This window comes from Myxococcales bacterium (assembly GCA_016703425.1).
GTDB lineage: Bacteria > Myxococcota_A > Polyangia > Polyangiales > Polyangiaceae > JADJCA01.
Window position 1 is genome coordinate 1,303,489 of record JADJCA010000001.1, and the last position, 17,435, is coordinate 1,320,923.

Consider the following 17,435-nt stretch of genomic DNA (forward strand, 5'->3'; position numbering starts at 1 on the left):
TTCAAAGGCGGCTCATGGTCGCAGTTTCGGACCGGGCGTTCCAAACAGTTGGCGGGCCGGGGGCCCGGCGAAACGCGGCGCCGCCCCCGAAGGCACGGAACTCGCAAGGGCCGTCGCCTGGGCGTTTGCAGCGCGAATCCCCGCTTCGAGGAGCGAGGTGGCGTCCCCACTGGCCGGGTCGATCGGGGCCCCGAGGACCACGACGATCCGCGTGAAAGGCCACGGCAAGACGAACTTGTCCCAAGCGCGGCGAAAGACGAACGCCCGTGCGGCAGCGCTTCCCATTGGCACCAGCTGAGCGCCCGTCGCTCGCGCCGCGACGAGCGCCCCCTCCTTAACGACACCGTACGGGCCTCGCGGACCGTCAACGGCGAAAGCCGCGTCCGCCTCTTTGGCCTTCATCACACGCACGAGCGCCGCGAGGCCCCGCGCACCACCGCGGGTCGACGAGCCGCGCACCACGAGAAACCCCAGTAGCGCTAGCGCCCGGGCCTGGAGGCTACCATCGCGCGAGTGACTGACGAGCACCGTTGTGGCGCGATGGCGACGCCACGCCAACCGCCACGCGAGCAGCGGAAACTGCGTTCCATGCCAGAAGCAAAGCGCGAGCGGCCCACTCGTTGGCGGCGGCGCCGCCGCGTCACCGGACTGCGCCTGATCGACGACATCGAGGCGCAAGGTCTTCAGCCAGAGCCACGCGACGGCGCCCAAGAGCGAACCGAACGCGCGAAGCAGGAGCGATGGCGAAGGCGCCTCGCGGCTCACGTCGCTTTGAGCTCCGTGAGCCGCGCGCGCGCGCGATCGAGCTTTGGCTCGCTCTCGACGGCGCGTTCGAACATCTGCAGCGCCTTGGTCTTGTCTCCCTGACGAGCGCTGATCTCGCCGAGGTAATAGAAGACCTCACCCTTGGAGATGCCCGCCGCGTCATCGAGCCGTTGGAGCAAGAGTGCGCGGAAGCTCTTTTGAGCGCGCTCGAGATCGTCGGACTCGAGGGCGAGCGTACCGAGATCCCGAAGGACCACGACGGAGCCCGGGTCGATGCGGAAGGCCATGTCGAACTGCTCGATGGCCATGTTGCGATCGCCGAGCTTGGCGAGCGTTTGCCCCAACCGATGGTGGTAGACGGAGAGTTCCTTGGTTCGCCGCGAGCCGAAGGAAGCGATGATGCGCTCGAGCACGACCGCTGCGTCGCGGTCCCTGCCCTCGCTCGAGTAGGTATCGCAGAGCAGCAGCAACAGCTCGCGATCGTGAGGGACGAGCGTGGCCGCCCGCTCGAGAAGCGGCAGCGCATCGCCCGGCGCCTTGCGGGCCGTCAGGTGAACGTCGGCGGCGCTTCGAAGGAGCTTGATGACCCGCCCCAGCGGCTCCGCGACCGGCGGCGGCGGCGGCATCGACGCGGCACCTGGCCGAATCGAGCCGCGCGTGTCGGCGGGCATGGCGATCGGCGCGGCGACGACGACGTCGGGATGCCTCGCGGTGACGACATCGGCCTCCTCCACGAAGAGCGCGGCGACGTCGGCGTGGCGGGCGTCCTTCTCGAGCAGGCTCCGCAAGCGCTCGCGCGGCTTGGCGGCCTCCGGGTCGAGGGAGATGGCCTTTCGCAAGGCCGCCTCTTCACCGGCGAGGTCCCCCTGCTTCGCGAGCGCATCGGCGAGGCGAAGCGCGAGCGCAATGCCACTCTCGCCACTCGACGCCTCGACGAGCGTCTTGAGAGCGCCCGCGGCGCGCCCCACGTCCCCTTGAGCCTCGGCGATGCGGGCCACTGCCTGCAGCGCCCCTTCGTGCTTCGGCTCGCGCGAGAGCACCGCTTCGAACGCATCGAGGGCTCGTTCCGGGTCCTTCAGGCGAGACTCGAACATCTCGCCCAGGCGAACCTCGAGGGCAAGCTCGCCAGCCACGTCGCCACGCTCTTTGGCCCGCGCGATCTGCGCGTTCATGAGCTCGGCGAGCTCCTCGTCACGGCCGTCCTTCTCGAGCAGTTGGGACAGCGCGAACACGCACTCGGCGTGATCCGGCTCGTCGTCGAGCACGGCCCGGTAGGTGTCGGCCGCCTGGTCGCGATCGCCGAGCTGCTCTTCCAGCTTGGCGAGGTCGAGACGCAACGCGACACGCTTGTCTTTGGCGGTCGCCCGGTCGACGAGCTTGCGAAGCAGCTCCGCCAGGTCCCGTTGCCGGCCCATGGCGCCGAGGTGCTTGCGAAGGGCCTCGGCGGCTTCGTCGTCGGCGGGCCGGTCGTCAACCAGCGTCTCGTAGACCTTGATGGCGCGCGGGAGGTCTTCGAGCTTGTCGACGAGCAGCTTCGCCAGCCGGTGCCGAACCATCGCCACCTGCTCGGCGTCGGCTTCGGCGTGGGCGAGTCGGGACAGGAGCTCCACGACTTCCTTCGCGTCGCCCGCCTCCTCGCGGACGCGAGCAAGCTCCAACAGAGCCCACGTATCGTTCTCGTCGTCGGCCAAAACGGCGCGCAGCGTCGCCTCAACGATGGCGGCGTCGCGGAGCACGGTCTCGGCGATCTCCTTTGCGTCGCGCAGCAGCCGCCGACGCTCCGTGAGGTCGTGCTCAACTTTGGCGCGCGCTCGCAACGTATCGACGAGCTCGCGCTCTCGTCCCGGGGCCCGGCGCAGCTCTTCGAGCCTCTGCAAGAGTTCGCCGTTCTCCGGGTCAACGGCGAGCGCCTCGACGAGCGCCTGCTCCGCACCGGGTCGGTCGGAGAGACGATCCCGCCGCCACGTCGCGAGCTTCGTCCAGAGCTCGCCTCGCGACGACGACGACGGAGATATCTTCGCGAGGCCATCGGCGAGCGCCGCGGCCGCCTCGGTCCAGGAAGACGTTGCCGTCGCGAGGCGCTCCAACTCGGCCAACACGTCGGCATCCGCCACGTCTTCTCGGAGCGCCGCCTCGAGCGTTCGCTGCGCGCGCGCCGGGTCCTTCACCTCATCCTCGACGATGCGGGCGAGGTCGAGGCGCGCCCGAATCCGGTCGCCACCCTCGCTCCGTTCGACCTTCTTCTCGTAGAGCGACGCCAGCTCCGTCATTCGGCCCGTCGCCCGGTAAACCGCCTCAAGGGCTTCGGCGGCGTCGGCGAAGAGCTCATGGTCCGGGAGGAGACCTTCGAGCGCGGCGCGGCTGCCTTCGTGCTCCTGAGAGCGATCGAGCGCCGTCCGGAAGGTCGCGAGAGCAAGCGGCGCGTCGCCAAACTTCTCCTTTTGGAGCGACCCAAGCCGGAAGAGCAACTCCGCTTGCTTCGAAGCGTCAACCTCCGCTGAGACGCGTCGTTCGAGTACGCCCGCCAGCGCTTTCGCGTCGCCGATGCGGCCGTAGAGACGGTCGAGGGCAACGAGCGTCGCCTCACCGTCGCCCCCCTGATCAGCAGCCGATGCGTAGGCGCGTGCCGCGCGCTCCAGCTCCTCCGTTCGCGTCTCGGCGACGGCGCCGAGGCGCGCGTACAAGTCGGCGGCCACGGGAGCCTCGAGCGTTGCCGCGGCTCGTTCTGCCAACGCATCGGCGTATCGCTTCCACGCCTCCATGCCTCGCCGCTCCGCGACCGCCTCAAGCTCGCGGTGCACGTCGTCGCTCGTCGCGTCCTCCGAGAGAGCGCGCAGGAGCGCCTTCTCAGCGCGCTCCATGTCGTTGACATCCGTCGACGCGAGGCGGGCTACTTCGCGCAGCGTTCGCGCACGTTCCATCGGCTCCGTCTGGGCGTGGAGCCGCATCTCGAGCGCGTCCATGAGCTCCCCGTGCCGCGAGCTCGCTCGGAGCACTGGCTCGAGTACGTCGACGACGTCAGCGCGCAGCTCTTCGACCGCTCGCCCCAAGGCGAAGAGCGCCGCCACGGCCTCGTCGTCGACGCCGGCGTCGAGCACCTCGCGGTACGCCTGCACGGCGCCAGCCGGGTCCTCCAGCTCCTTGGCCATCAGCCCGGCCGCGCGCTTTCGCAAGGTCGCCTTGACCGCACCGTCGCTGCTGCGGCCCGCTTGCAGTCGGAGGTTCTCGAGCAGTTCGCTCCAGAGCTTCTCTTGCTCGTAGAGGACGCCAAGGCGGCGGACGACGTCGTCATCGCTGCGCACGTCGTTCGCGAGCACGAGCTGCGCGATGGCTTCGCGACGATCGCCGAGCCCCTCTTCGTAGCGCTGCGCCGCGTCCAGGTGGAGCTGGAACCTGAGGCCCTCGTCGTCTTCGCCGCAGAGCTCCACGCGTCGCTGGTAGAGGTCGACGAGCTTGGCGGCTTCGTTCTTTCCTTCGTAGAGCGGGATGAGGTTGTCGAGCGTGTAGGCGCTCTGGGGCTCCAGCTCAAGGGCGCGCTCGTACGCCGTGATGGCGCCCGTCGCGTCGTCGAGCATGTCGCGTCGCGCCTCACCGACGCGGCGCCACAAGCTGGCCCGCTCCTCGTCGTCGCCGACCAATTCGGCTCGCTTCGCAAGAACCCGCACGAGCACCGACCAGTCGCTGAGGAGCGTCGCCAGCGCGTCCATCTCCTCAAGCGGAGCCATGTCGCTCTCGTCGAGTGAGAAGAGGCGAGCCCACGCGTCGAGCGCGCGGCGGGGATCGTCACGCCGCTTGTCGTGAACCTTGGCGAGGCTCGAGAGCAACTCCTTCTTGCTAAGGGCCTCGGTGCGTTCGATGCCTCGCTCGTAGGCCGCCGCGAGGTCGTCCCAACGTTTCGTCGCCTCGGCAAGGCGATCGAGCTCGCTGCGACTCTCGCCGTCCTCCGGATCGAGGACGAAGGCATCGCGAACGGCCTCGAAGGCCTTGCCCGTGTCCTTCCCCTGTGCCTCCCAGAGGCGCGCTGCGTCGCGCAAAACCGACACGCGCTCGCCATCGGTCTCGGCGATGCGGAGCTTCTCGTCGGCGATGGTGACGAGGCGACGCCAGTCGTCGGACTTTTCGTAAATGGGCGAAAGGATCCCAACGACGCGCGCCTTGTGTTCGGCGTTTTGAAGGAGTCGTTCTAGGGCGCGGACGGCGCTTTCGCCGTGGCTGGACGTGGGCGCGACATCGTACGTGTTCTGGTATTCGCCGATGGCCGATGACACGTCCGAGAGGTGCTCCTCCAAGACCTGCGCCAATTCGAGGCGGAACGCGGCCTCCTCATCAGGCGCCGCGCTCATCTCCGCGCGACGGCGGAACAGCTCGGCGAGATCGGTGAAGCGGCGTGCGCGCCGGTAGAGCCGGCTCAAGGCATCGAGCGACGCCGTGTCGGTGTCCTCGACCTCAAGGGCCGCACGGTGCGAGTCGATGGCCGCCGCGTCGTCCTTGAGTGAGTCCTCTTGGATCGTGGCGATGGTGTGAAGCGTCGCGAGGCGCGCCTCGGGCTCCGACTGGTGCTCGAGCGCGGAGCGATAAAGCGCGACGCGGTCTTCCGAGCTTCCTAGCGCGATGAGGACGCGATCGATGGCGCCGAAGGCCTTGGCGCCGTCGGCGGGATCGAACCGATACGCTCGCCTATAGAACGCGAGGGCGCGCTCCGGATCCTTTTGCCCCTCAAAGATCTCGCCTGTGCGCATCGAGAGGCGCGCCGTCGCCGCGTCGTCGCTCTCGTGTTTCGCGAGCTCGCCGGCATAGATCTCACCGAGGCGAGCTTCGGCGCTCGCGACGCGGGAGAGCCGCTCGAGCTCCTCCCAAGTCTCCTCGTCGCCAATGTTCTCCGCGAGGAGCTTGGCGGTGGTGTCGAGGGCCGCGGCGTAGTTCTCTTCCTGCTCCTCGTGAAGCTTGGCGAGACGACGGAGCAACTCGACGCGCTCGGAGGCCTCGTCGGAGACGGCCAGCCGCGCCTCGATGGTCGCCATGACCTTGCGCCAATCGAGGCGCGCCATGTAGACGTCTTCGAGGATCGATGCGGCGCGGAACGCGTGCTCTGGCGTCGCCATGAGCGCCTCAAGCGCCGATACCGTCGCCGCGTGTTGGCCATCGAGGCGCAGCGCTTGTTCGTACTGGTCGAAGGCGCGCTCCGCATCCGACAACTTCGTCTGCAGCACCTGACCGAGGCCAAAGTGCAACGTCGCGCGTCGTTCGGCCGCCGGCCCGAGGCCGATCTGCCGCTCGTAGATCGCCACGAGGTCGTCCCACCGCTCCGTTTGCGTGAGGAGTCGCTCAAGCGCGGCGAAGGCGTCGGCTTCCGGCGTCAGGTCGACGATCGCTTGGTAGACGTCGATGGCCGCGGGGACGTCGCTCAACGTACCCTCGAGCAGGCGTGCCTCCTTGAAGAGCAGGCGCTTCTTGTCCGCGTCGCTCGTTGCCGTGGCGGCGCGACGACGCAGCACGTCGAGGAGCGCGGGATGTTCTCCGCTCTCTTCGTAGATTGTCTCGAGGGCAGAGAGCGCCTCGGACTCGTCTGCGCGAAGCTCTAGCGCTCGCCGGTAGTACGTGCGCGCGCGACCGGCGTCGGCGAGCTTGGCGCGGGCCATGGTCGCGATCTTGAGAGCGAGTTCGAGGGCGCGCTCTTCATCGACGACGGTGGCGACGATCTTCTCGAGCGCCTCGACGTATTCGGCGTTGCGCCCCGTGAGCTCGGCCAAACGGTCGCCGATCTGGAGCCACAGCGGCAGCTCCGGCTCGGTGGCGGCGACCTCGAGCGCACGACACATCGTGCCAAAGGCGCGCCCCGGGTCATTCAAGCTGTTCTCGGCCACCGACTCGGCCTGCGAATAGACCCGGAGCTTGCCCTCGGGCGTGTCCTCGTATTCGACCTCGATGTCGAGGACGCGGAGGACCTTCTGCCCATCGCCGTCACCCTCGTAGAGCGGCTTTAGGATGGCCGCCGCGTCGCGACGAGCGCCATCGTCGGCGAGGAGCGCCTCGAGCGCTTCGCGACTGGGCGCGTGCCTCGGGTCGAGGGTCAGGGCCTGGCGATACGCTTCGAGCGCGCCGGCGGTGTCGCCAAGCTGCGCCTTGCGCACCGCGCCGAGGCGAACCAACACAACGAGGCGCTCGTCGGTCGCTTCGGCGCGCGCCAACTCGGCCTCGAGCGTCTCCGCCAGCTCCGAGCTCTTGCCTTCCTTCTCGTAGAGCGACGCCAGCGCCTCGAGCCAGCGCTTCTCGGGCCCGAGCTCATCGACGAGCGCGCGAAACGCGAGGACTGCCTCGGCCACGTCGGCCAGTTTCTCGTGGAGCGTCGTCGCGATGCGCTCCATGAGCTCACGGCGCTCGGCATCGCTGCCGGCGCGCCGCTCGCGCGCGCGGAGCACGTCTACGAGAGCTCGCCACTCACCGACGCGGTCGTAGAGTCGGTCGAGCGAACGAAGCGCCTCCTCGTCGACGGGGTCTTCGTCGAGCCGTGCACGCCATGCGTCGATGGCGCCCTTTGGGTCGTCGAGGAGGTTCTCGGCGAGGACGCCGATGCGGCCGAAGAGCTTCCGGCGCACCTCGCCGTCGGCCTCGAGCTTCACCTCGGCGCGGAGGATCTTGACGAGCTCCGCGTTGTTGGAGCTCTCGACGTAGAGCCGTTCAAGGGAGCGTGCCGCCGGCAGCGCCAGGGCCGCGTCGTCGGGGTCGATCTCGAGGACCTCTCGGTAGACGGCTTCGGCGCTCTCGGGGCGAGACAAGTGCGTCTCGTAGACCTGCGCGAGCTCGCTCAAGATCTCCGCGCGCGGCTGCGGCGCCGCGGCCGCCTTTGCGGTCTCCGCGAGGACCCGCGCCAGCTCCTCGTAGGCGCCGGCCCGACGCGCCAAGTCGGCGAGCCGCTCGCGCGCATGCGCGTCATCGGGCGAGACCGGCAGGAGGCGGGCGTAGGCCTCAAAGGCCCCTTCGTTGAGGCGCTCGTCGCGCAGCTCGGCGACGCGCTGCATGAGCTCGCGGCGTTCCGCGTCGGGAGCGGTTTCAAGTCGCACCTCGAGCGCGCGCACAAGCCCCCGCGCATCATCGCGTGCCACATACACCTGTTCCAGCACGACGGCGGCGCGCGGCCTTAGCCCCGCGACGGAGAGGCACTGCTCGACGACGTCGCACGCCTCTTTGGCCAACGGGTCGGCCGTGAGGACCTCCTCCAGCGTGGCGAGCGCCCGCTCCGGCTGACCGATGTGCCGGTACATGATGACGCCGATGCGCTCCTTGAGGTGCAGCGCCTGCTCGCCCGCGAGGCGCCCAACACGCGCATCGAGGAGGGCCGCGAGGGCCGTCCAGTCGGCCATGGACGCGTAGAGAGAATCGAGCGCGCGGAAGGCTTGCTCGTGCTCCGGCGCGACCTCGAGGATGCGCCGGTAGTACTGAATGGCCTTGGCCTTGTCGCCGGTGATCTCCTCGGCCACAAGGGCGATCTCCGAGAGGAGCGACGCCTTCTCATCGGCCCCCGGCGCGGACTCCGAGGCGCGCTCGTAGAGTTCTTCGAGCGCCCCCCACTGCTCCTCGTTCGTGAGGATCTGCTTGAGTCGCAAGAACGCCCGCTCGTTGGTGGGCTCCTTCGCGAGGATCCGCGCGAGGTAGGGTTTTGCCCGGTTCGTATCGCCCACGGCCTCGACGAGCAACGTGGCGAGACGCTCGGCGAGGTCGAGCTCAACCTTGGCCGCGAGCCCCGACTCTCCCGTCTCCGGCAGCGCCGAAGCCAATGTCTCAACGAAGGCCTTGGTGCGGTGCGTCCGATTGGCCAACACGGCGAGCCGGTCCCAGAAGGACAGCTCGTTGGGAAACTCGGCGACGGCCCGCACGACGGTGTCGTAGGCGGCACCGAAATCGCCCATGCGCTCCTCGCGCACGGCGACCAAGCGACGGAACAGACTGAGCCGGTCGTCCTTGGAGCGCGCCGTGGCAACGAGGACCTCAAGCATCTCGGTCTGCTTGTCGAAGGCGCCGCGCTCACCGTAGATCCGCTCGAGCAACTGCGCCGCGTGGCCCCGCGTCTCGCCAACTTGGAGGAGCTCCTCGACGAGCTTTCGTGCGTCTTCGTCGTCCGGCACAAGGTCGAGCGCGCGCTCGGCGGCGCCCAACGCCGCCTCGGGCTTCTTGAGCGACAGCTCCAGGCGCGCGATCTCGACCTCGAGGCGCGCGCGTTCGCTGCCTTCGGCCCGGTCGCGCTCTTTGGCCACGGCAACGACGGCCCCTTCCGCGTCTCCGCTGGAGCGAAGAAGCCGCGCGAGGGCACGCAGCGACCGAGCGTCGTCGGGCGCCTCGTCGGTGATGCGTCGATGAAGCTTGATGGCCTCCGCCGGCGACTCGAAGACGTCTTCCTCGAGCGTGGCCCATTCACGAAGGAGCTCGAGCTTGCGCTCGTCCCCTTCCCGACTGAGACGGAGCTCGAAGAGCTCGCGAAGTTCGTCCTTCTTCCCGGCGGCCCTAAGGGCCCGGTCCAGAGTCTCGACGGTCTCGGCGTCGGAGGGGTCCTCCACGACGAGATTCTTGTAGAGCGCAACGGCTTCGTCGACGCGATCGAGCTCGCTCGCGAGGATCGCCGCGACCTTGCGCGTGAGCGTGCGACGGTCCGCCCCCGCAGCGCCTTCGATCTCCGTGCGAAGCACCGACACGAGCCCCTCATAGTCGGAGGCTGCGCGGGCGGCGGCTTCGAGCTTGTCGAGGGCCCCCGCCTGCCCCCGCTCGATGGCGAAGGCCTTGCGTGCGTAATCGAAGGCGGCGGCGCGGTCGCCCAGCTCGCCGCCGGTGACCCGCATCAACTTGCCGAGCAGCTCGAGCTTTTCGTCGTCCGTGTTCGCGTGGGCGAGGCGCACCTCATAGAGCGCGGGCAGACGGGCCCACTTCTCTTCTTTCTCGTAGATCGGCAGGAGCGCCGCGGCGGCCCTTTGGTCATCGGGCCGGACGCCGAGGACACGCTCGTAGGCGCGAAAGGCGCGCTCCGGCGCGCCGATGCGCTCCGCGTAGACGGCGGCGGCGCGGAACGAAAGGTCGACCTTGGCTGTCGGGTCCGTGGCCTTGTCGGCCGCCGCCGAGAGGACCTCGGCGAGCCCCTCCCAGTCGTTGGCCGCGCCGTAGAGCTCGCTGAGAGCGTCGTATTCGCCTGCGTGCAGGTACGCGTCGCGCAAGACGCGAAGCGCCTTCGCGTTGCCGGGCGAGAGTTCGAGCACGCGGCGCCACGTGCGGAGCGCGCCTTCGGGGCTCGCGAGCCGATCCGAATAGACGGCGCCCAGCTTCTGCAGCGTTTGGAGCTTCTGCGCCAAATCGCCGCGATGCTCCACGCGAGCTTCGAGGACATCGGCCAACGCGCGGTAGTCCTTCTCGCGCTCGGCGAGCTTCTCCAGCGCGTCGGCGACGGCGCTGTCGGTGGGGTCGAGGGCAAGCACCTCGCGATACAACTTGAGCGCGTCGCCGGCGCGATCGAGCCGCTCCGCAGCGAGCTTCGCCATCTCCATGAGCGTCGCGCGCTTCGCGCTCTCGGTCTGGCGCTCCGCTTCGCCGGCCAGGAGATCGTAGAGCGGCCGATAGGCTCGACGCTTCGTATAGAGGTCCTTGAGCTTTAGGGTGGCCTCGGCGTCGCCGGGCGCCGCCGACAGCAGTTTCTCGAAGGCCTCCACGGCGTTCTGCACGTTGGAGAATTGGTCGAGCCAGCGGCGAGCCACGGAACGGAACAGCTCGGCCTTCTTCTCGGCGGAGGCTTCGACCTCCGCAAGCTTCGTCTGAACCGTGAGCAGATCGCGGAAGCGGCCAAGCGCTTCGTAGACGCGAGCGAGGTCGCGAAGCGCCTCGACGTCGGTGGGATCGAACGCCACGATCTGCGTGAGGATCGTCACCAGCACCGCGTCGTTCTTCAGGTGCTCGCGGTACACGGCGGCGAGCTCGTGAAGGACCGGCTGCCGTTGCTCCTTGGCGTCGGCGGGCGTGCGCTCCAGCTCACCGCGCAGGACGTCGGCGAGGAGCGCGTGTTGACCCGTCTGACGGTAGAGGCGTTTGAGCGAGTCGCGCGCCTGCTTGTTCATCGGATCCTGGCGCAGCACCGCCTTCCACTGGTCGATGGCCTTGGCGGAGCTTTGTCCCTCCTCCGCCATGCCGGCGACCTCCGCGGCCACGCTCGCCTTGTCCGCGCCATCGGGCATGACGCGAAGCGCGTCGGACAAAATCTGCGCGAGCTTGGCTGTCTCACCTCGGTTCTTACAGAGCTCGCGAAAGAACGCGACGAGCCCCGGGTGGCCCGGGTCGATGGCCCGCAGTCGATCAAAATACGGCTCCGCCGCCGCCGGCTGGCCCCGCATCTTCCAATGGACCATGCCCACCTGGAGGAGGAGGGGTCCTTCGGAGCCCGACGGAACGTTGCCGCTCGCGAGCTGCTCGTCGTAGAGCGCCGCGAGCCGGTCCCAGTCTTCGGTCTTCGTGAAATGGTCAACGAGCGAACTGGTGGCCTCCCGATGCCCCGGGTCGAGGTCGATGACCTGTTCGTACGCGGTGGCGGCCTTCGTCGCGTCCGCCAGCTTGTGTCGATAGAGGCGCCCAAGACGCAAGAGGGCCGCGACCTTGTCTTCCTTGCCCGACGCCTCGCGCGCGATACGCTCGAGGGTCTCGGCGAGGGCCTTGAAGTCACCTAGCGAGCGATAAACGATCTCGAGGAGCGACAGCGCGCGTCGGTTACGCGGGTCAAGCTCGAGCGTCTTCTGAAGCTCCGCGGTGACCTTGTTGAGCAGCGCTTCGAGCTTCTTGGGTTGAGCTTTGCCGGCGCTGCCGTCGAGGGCCGGCTTGCCGTAGCGGTAGGCGATCTCGGCGGCGCTCACGAGCAGCGACGCCTTCAGCGACGGCTCCTCGGCGCCCTTGGCCTCCTCGCGATAGCGAGAGACGATCTCCGTCCACTTGCTCCGCTTGACCTCGCTCCGCTCGAGCGCCTCTAGGGCCTCCGCGTGACCCGGTGAAAGCTCAAGCAACCGAGCCCAGGCGTGGGCGGCGCCGGACTCGTCGAGCACCTCAAGGTCGAGCACGCGCGCCAGATCTTCGAGTCGCTTCGCCTCGTGCGGTGTGCCGGCCGCGAGGGTGACCTCGTGGCGCAGGAGACGGGCAACGGCATCGTGCTCGCGACGTCGCTCGTGGGCGCGTCGCGCTTCGAGGACAAGCTCGCGCGCCTCCGCGGTGGGAGCGCCAGCGGCGAGCTCGCCATCGAGGCGCGTCCACGCGTCGTCGGACTCGGGGTCATCTTGGAGCAGCGCCAGCAGCGTGCGGAGGTTCGTCTCGCTCATCGATCGTCGCTCGGTCCGTTCGTCGTTCGGGTCGTTGCGGTTCGCGATCCCGGTGCGGGACGCGGACCTGGTCGGAGCCAGCCTCCTAGGAGGCCGATCGCCATCAAAACCCCGCGAGAACAGCCAGAAAAATCCGCCGCGGGGGAGGCCATGCTACGAGTCTGCCCCGAGGACTGCAAGGGTCGGAACGAGGGCTCCGAGCCACGTCATTTCAGGGAAAAGTGCGGGTATGCTGACGCGCCCCCTTGAGATCCCCCGCCGCCACCGCCCCACCTTCCTCACCGGCGTCCGCCGCTGCGCCGCCGGTGGCGAGCGTCGCTCCCTCGGGCCCTCCCGGTCGCGTCAAGGTGAGCGGGGCAGGCCTTGGCGTCGTCGTTAACGCCAACGCGAAACGTGGCGGCCGTCGCATCGCCGTTGAGCTCGGGCGCGCCCTACCCGGTGCGCGCGTCCGCCTCACCCGCTCCGCCGACGAACTGGATGCCTACTTGCGCTCGCTCTTGCGCGATGGCGAGCCGCGACCGCGGTGCATCCTCGCGGCCGGCGGCGACGGCACGGCCATCGCGCTCGTCAACGCCCTCCGTCGCGTCCTCCCAGAAGACGAGCCCTACCCCGCCATTGGGCTCCTACCGCTCGGTACGGGCAACGCCTGGGCGCACGCGGCGGGCGCCCTCAAGCTCGGCCTGGCGGTGCGGCAGTTGAGGGATCACGCGAGCGCCGTCCCGACACGGCGCTTCGGCCTCATCGAGTGCGAAGGCATCTTGACGACGTTCGCTGGCTGCGGCTGGGACGCGGAGGTGCTCAACGACTACCGCGCGCAGGTTGAGGCGGCGAAAGGTCCGTCGCGGCGGCTCGCGAAGACGGTCTACGGCTACCTCAGCGCCATGGTGCTGCGCACGGTTCCGAAGACCCTCGTGAACGGGCGGCCCACGGTCCTCGTCGAGAACCTCGGCCCCACGGTCCATCGCGTGGACGCCGGTGGCCGCGTCGTCTTGATGGATGGCGTGGGCCGCGGCTCGGTCCTCTACGAGGGCCCCTCCGGCGTCGCCGGCTGCGCGACGTGCCCCGAGTTCGGCTACCAGTTTCGGGCCTACCCGTTCGCGGAGCGCATGCCCGGCGCCTTCAACATCCGCATCTTCGAGACGCCGCCCCTCGAGGCGGTGCGTTCGATTCCGCGCCTCTGGCGCGGGGACCGCGTCCGGGGCATGCACGATTGGTTTGCAACCGAGGTGCGCATGACCTTTTCGAGACCTGTGCCGCTGCAAATCGCCGGTGACGCCGTGGGCTTCCGCCAGAGCGTCGACTACCGCATGCACCCGCGCCACGTCGACGTCCTCGACTGGCGCGCGATGGGGTAGCGATCGCTCAGTTCGTTCTGCTGGCGCGGGGTCGACTTCGGAGCCACGCGATGCCGTGGTCCATGAAGGTCCAGTCGACCATGTGTCCGGCGTTGCGCTCTTCGATGCGGTGCGGCCACGCTAGCGCCGCGAGCGTCGCTCCAAGGGCGCGCGAGTGGTCGGCTGTTTGCCCGTCGGCGGCGGAGACGCCGACAAACACCGGCACGCGCCGCGACTTGTCAGACGGGGGCCGCACCCACGAAGAGCCGCCCGCGAGGAGGACGTACCCGTCGACGTCGAGGGCGCCGCGAACGGCGAGCGAGCTTCCGTAGTAGGCGCCGCGGGAGAAGCCCACGATGAAGGTCTCATCGAAGTGAACGCCGAGCGTTCGTTCCAGCTTCTTCTTGGACTGCACGAGCCCTCTCAAGACGTCACCCTCGTGGCGCTCCTGCGCCGCGCGGCCGGTGGGCCAGACGTAACCACCGTCGACGAGCGGAGACGTCGGCAAGAGGACCGTGAAGTGCTGCCGCTTCGCGTGGATGGCCATGGCGCGCTGTTGCAACCACTGGAAGCCCGGCGTCGTGGCGAGCGAGCCATGCAAGTAGACAACGAGCGTCCGTCGGCCGTCGGTCTTCGTGGCGCCATCGAAGTAACACGTGTGGTCGCCGAGCTCGGTCACCTCCGGCGCACACCAAGGCTTGTCCTTGGACGCCGCGCCGAGCGACGCGGTGGCGGCCGCTGGCTTCGCCTCCGCCGGCGTCTCACGGACCATGACCGCACCTGCGGCGACAAGGACACTCGGAAGAACGACGACCGGCCACCTCATGAGGCGCCGGTCGTAGCACGTCGTTGGCAACGGCCCAAGGTGGCCTCAGTGCGTGATGAGCACGCCGCCGCAGTTGTCTTCGATCCAAGCTGAGTTCTTGCAGACCTTGGACGTCGTTGGCGGCATGCAGTTCACGGTGGCGCCGGCCGCGGGGCAAACGAGCAAGTCTTCGACGTCGATGTAGTGACGCATAGCGATCTCGACGCCCGGCGCATCGCGACGCGTTCCGGTGACGCGAGCCTTGCGACCAGCGACGTAGCCGTCACTCTCGTTGCCTTCGAAGACGAGCTCGAAGGTGCCCGTAGATGTCTGAAGCAACCGGCCGGTGGTCTCACCGCCGATGGCAAACATGCGCGGGCGCAAGGTGCCTTCGAAGACCTCGGCCGCCGGCGGCTGCGTGGCGGGCGTGCTGAATCCCTCGAGCAGCTCGACGAGCGCGCGGAGGCTGGCCTCCTTGACGGGCGTTGCCCCACCGCCGCACGCCGAACGTGCGTCCACGTAGTGCGTCTCCGACTGTGCCCTCTTCACCGTGAGCGAGTTCGTCGGAACGTCGGTCGGGCAAGCGCCCGGTCGCGCGGTCACGCGCACCGCCGAGACGGCCTTCTTCACGTCGGCAGCGTCCTCCGCCGAAAGCGTGCGCTGCACGGGAACCGGCACCGAGCCGACGCATGCATCGCCCGTGAGCTCGCGACTCGCGAAGTCGAACGCCCAAAGGCCCGAGGGATGGCAGCGTCCACGCATCGGCGGCGGCATGAAGCCCTGACCGCGAGTCACGACGATGCTCTTGATACCTGCCGTGCGGAGCTCATCGGCCGTCTCGTCGGCCTGACCCGCGCCGGGCAGCGACCCGTCATCGACGCCGCCGCAGGCCACCAGCGAAAGTGCGGAAAAGACCAGGCTTGCGAGCGCGACGTTCTTCATGGCACTTGGGTTAGCACCCATTTCCACACACACCACTACCTTTGGTGGTCACTCCGATTTGCACCTTCCTGCGCGTTCCCGGCGCGATCGGGCCGTCGATCCAGACCGCGCGGCAACGCGTAGCTTGAGGAGATGCGCCTTCGCTCTCTCCTTCTCTTGTCGCTGCTTGCCGGCTGTGGCGGGCCCCCTCAGAGCGCGGCCCGCCCCGTGCCGAGCACCCCGCCGGGGGCTGCGTCTCCGCCCGCGGCCCCCGTCGCCTGGAACGATTTTACGCCGGCGCTCTTCGCGCGGGCGAAGGCGGAGGGGCGTTTTGTGGTGCTCGATGGGGCCGCCGAGTGGTGCCACTTTTGCCACGTGATGGACGAGAAGACCTACGGCGACGCGCGTGCGCGCGGTGCTTCAGAAGCACTTCCTCGCGTCAAAGGTCGACGTCGACACGCGTCCCGACATCGAGGAGCGCTACACCGATTGGGGTTGGCCCGCGACGGTCATCTTTTCGCCCGACGGACACGAGCTCGGGAAGTACCGGGGGTTCATTCCGCCGGAAGAATTCCTCGAGATCTTGGCCAGAGTCGTGAGCGGCGGCGCGCGCGCCGAAGCGCGCGAGGACGCGGTCGTCTCCATTCCCAAAGCGCCGCTCTCCGACGATGCCCTCGCGCTTGCTCGAAGCTTCACCGAGACGGAGCTCGAAGAGTTCTGGGACAACAAGGAAGGTGGTTGGGGGCGGGAACCCAAGGTTCCGCTCGGATGGAACACGCTCTTCGCGCTCTCCGCCGCGCGGCGCGGCGATGCGCGCGCGAAGGAGCACGCGCTCACGATCCTCGACAAGCAGACGAAGCTCATCGACCCGGTCTGGGGCGGCATCTACCAATATTCCGTGGCGCCCGACTGGGATCACCCACACTTCGAAAAGCTCATGTTCTGGAACGCGGGGCCCTCGCTGCCTACGCCGAAGCCTTTGCGCTCACGAACGATCCGAAGCAGCGCGCGCGCGCCGCCGACATTCGCCGATACTTCGAAGGATTCCTCTTGAGTGAAGGCGGCGCCTTCTACGGCACGCAGGACGCGGACCTCAACTCGCACGCCTCGAGCGTTCCCTTCGCCCCCACGTCACCGCGCGGAAAGGGCGAGTTCATGAAGGGCGAGGACTACTACAAGCTGCCCGACGCAGCGCGCCGCGTGCTTGGGGTTCCCCGCATCGACCCCAACATCTACGCCGACGACAACGGCCTCGCCATTTATGCGCTGGCAACGCTCGCGCGCGCGACGAACGACAGCAGCGCGTCAGCGCTCGCCAAGCGTGCCGCCGACCACATCCTCCGCGAGCACATCACGGCCGAAGGCGGCGTCTTGCACCTCGCGAAGGCGAAGGGCGGCGGCGACCAAAGCGACGCTGCGGTGCGCGTTCACCTGTCTGACGCAGCAGCGCTGGGCTTCGGCCTCGCACATCTGGCCGACGTGCTCACGGACGGCGCGCTCCAGCGGGAGGCCGGACGCATCGCCACATTCTTGGAGAAGAACCTGTACGACGAGGTCGGAGGAGGCTTCTTCGCGCAACCCGTCGACCCGAACGCCGTGGGCATCTTTCGCTCGCGCCGCAAGCCCTTCGACGACAACGTGCTTGCCGCGCGCTTCTTGCTCAGGCTCGACATGCTCGAGGGGGCGGCGAAGCGCCGCGGCACCATCGAGCACACGGTGCGAAGCCTCTCCAGCGCGGCGGCCATCAAGGACCGGGGAAAATTTCTCGGCGACTACCTGTTGCTCCTCGATGAGCTGACCTCGCACCGAAGGCTCCCCGCGAGCGTCCCAAGTCCGGCGGCGACGGAGCCGTCAGGCCATCCCCCTGCCCCGAAGGCCCCGCCGAAGGCGGCTCCTAAGAGACCGGCTCCGGCTCGAGACCCGGCTCGTCTCTGATCGCATCGGGAGCCTCCGCCAGGGCGCCGAGGATGAGCACCTCTACGATGGCCTCGAGCGGTATGGGACCGTGCACGTGCGGCATGGGCCCGCGCGGTGTTGGCGCCTCCTCGACCCGCGCGGAGAGACGACGCGGATCGATGCGGAGGACGAGCGGACGCTCGCCGGCGAAGTAGAGCGCCGCGCTTGCCGCGACGGCTTCCTTGTACGAGCAATGGACGAAGCCCTCGCTCTCGAGCGAGGCGGGGCGATACTCGCGCCCTACCCCGCTCGAAAACCTTGGCTGCTCTTCACGACGCACGAGGTGATACAGCCAACGCATGAGGGATTCCTTCCGGGTTC

At 68.7% G+C, this 17,435-nt stretch carries 7 protein-coding genes; 2 read left to right on the plus strand and 5 right to left on the minus strand.

The genetic code is table 11. The annotated features are described in order from the left end of the window. Nucleotides 1–12: 12 nt before the first annotated feature. Together IPG50_05670 and IPG50_05675 are read right to left on the minus strand one after the other, a co-directional pair. Nucleotides 13–765 (minus strand): lysophospholipid acyltransferase family protein, encoded by a 753-nt coding sequence (locus tag IPG50_05670; GenBank protein ID MBK6691680.1) that lies wholly within the window; start codon nucleotides 763–765, stop codon nucleotides 13–15. After that, nucleotides 762–12,098, minus strand: a complete 11,337-nt coding sequence (locus IPG50_05675; protein MBK6691681.1) for a tetratricopeptide repeat protein — start codon at nucleotides 12,096–12,098, stop codon at nucleotides 762–764. The genes IPG50_05670 and IPG50_05675 overlap by 4 nt, the downstream gene beginning before the upstream one ends. A gap of 245 nt (nucleotides 12,099–12,343) precedes the next feature. Here IPG50_05675 and IPG50_05680 point away from each other — a divergent pair, with 245 nt between their 5' ends. Further along, nucleotides 12,344–13,453 carry a diacylglycerol kinase gene (locus tag IPG50_05680; protein ID MBK6691682.1) on the plus strand — a complete coding sequence of 370 codons (1,110 nt, stop codon included), beginning with the start codon at nucleotides 12,344–12,346 and terminating at the stop codon, nucleotides 13,451–13,453. 7 nt (nucleotides 13,454–13,460) lie between these two features. Here IPG50_05680 and IPG50_05685 read toward each other — a convergent pair whose 3' ends face one another. Continuing rightward, the gene (locus tag IPG50_05685; protein ID MBK6691683.1) at nucleotides 13,461–14,258 is read right to left on the minus strand and encodes a hypothetical protein; all 798 of its coding nucleotides are present in this window, start codon (nucleotides 14,256–14,258) and stop codon (nucleotides 13,461–13,463) included. A 45-nt stretch (nucleotides 14,259–14,303) separates the two neighbouring features. Further along, nucleotides 14,304–15,179, minus strand: a complete 876-nt coding sequence (locus tag IPG50_05690) for a hypothetical protein (GenBank protein MBK6691684.1) — start codon at nucleotides 15,177–15,179, stop codon at nucleotides 14,304–14,306. Nucleotides 15,180–15,311: 132 nt separating this feature from the next. Here IPG50_05690 and IPG50_05695 point away from each other — a divergent pair, with 132 nt between their 5' ends. Beyond that, complete coding sequence (locus IPG50_05695) at nucleotides 15,312–17,093, plus strand: DUF255 domain-containing protein (GenBank protein ID MBK6691685.1); 1,782 nt, start codon at nucleotides 15,312–15,314, stop codon at nucleotides 17,091–17,093. Here IPG50_05695 and IPG50_05700 read toward each other — a convergent pair. Beyond that, nucleotides 17,053–17,415 (minus strand): DUF952 domain-containing protein, encoded by a 363-nt coding sequence (locus IPG50_05700; GenBank protein ID MBK6691686.1) that lies wholly within the window; start codon nucleotides 17,413–17,415, stop codon nucleotides 17,053–17,055. The genes IPG50_05695 and IPG50_05700 overlap by 41 nt on opposite strands. Between the last annotated feature and the right edge of the window lie 20 nt (nucleotides 17,416–17,435).

What these genes read in the sequence shown, in the direction of transcription:
- IPG50_05675 (MBK6691681.1), bottom strand. Translation starts at nt 12,098, where the DNA reads ATGAGCGAGACGAACCTCCGCACGCTGCTGGCGCTGCTCCAAGATGAC.
- IPG50_05685 (MBK6691683.1), bottom strand. Translation starts at nt 14,258, where the DNA reads ATGAGGTGGCCGGTCGTCGTTCTTCCGAGTGTCCTTGTCGCCGCAGGT.
- IPG50_05690 (MBK6691684.1), bottom strand. Translation starts at nt 15,179, where the DNA reads ATGAAGAACGTCGCGCTCGCAAGCCTGGTCTTTTCCGCACTTTCGCTG.
- IPG50_05695 (MBK6691685.1), top strand. Translation starts at nt 15,312, where the DNA reads ATGCGCCTTCGCTCTCTCCTTCTCTTGTCGCTGCTTGCCGGCTGTGGC.
- IPG50_05700 (MBK6691686.1), bottom strand. Translation starts at nt 17,415, where the DNA reads ATGCGTTGGCTGTATCACCTCGTGCGTCGTGAAGAGCAGCCAAGGTTT.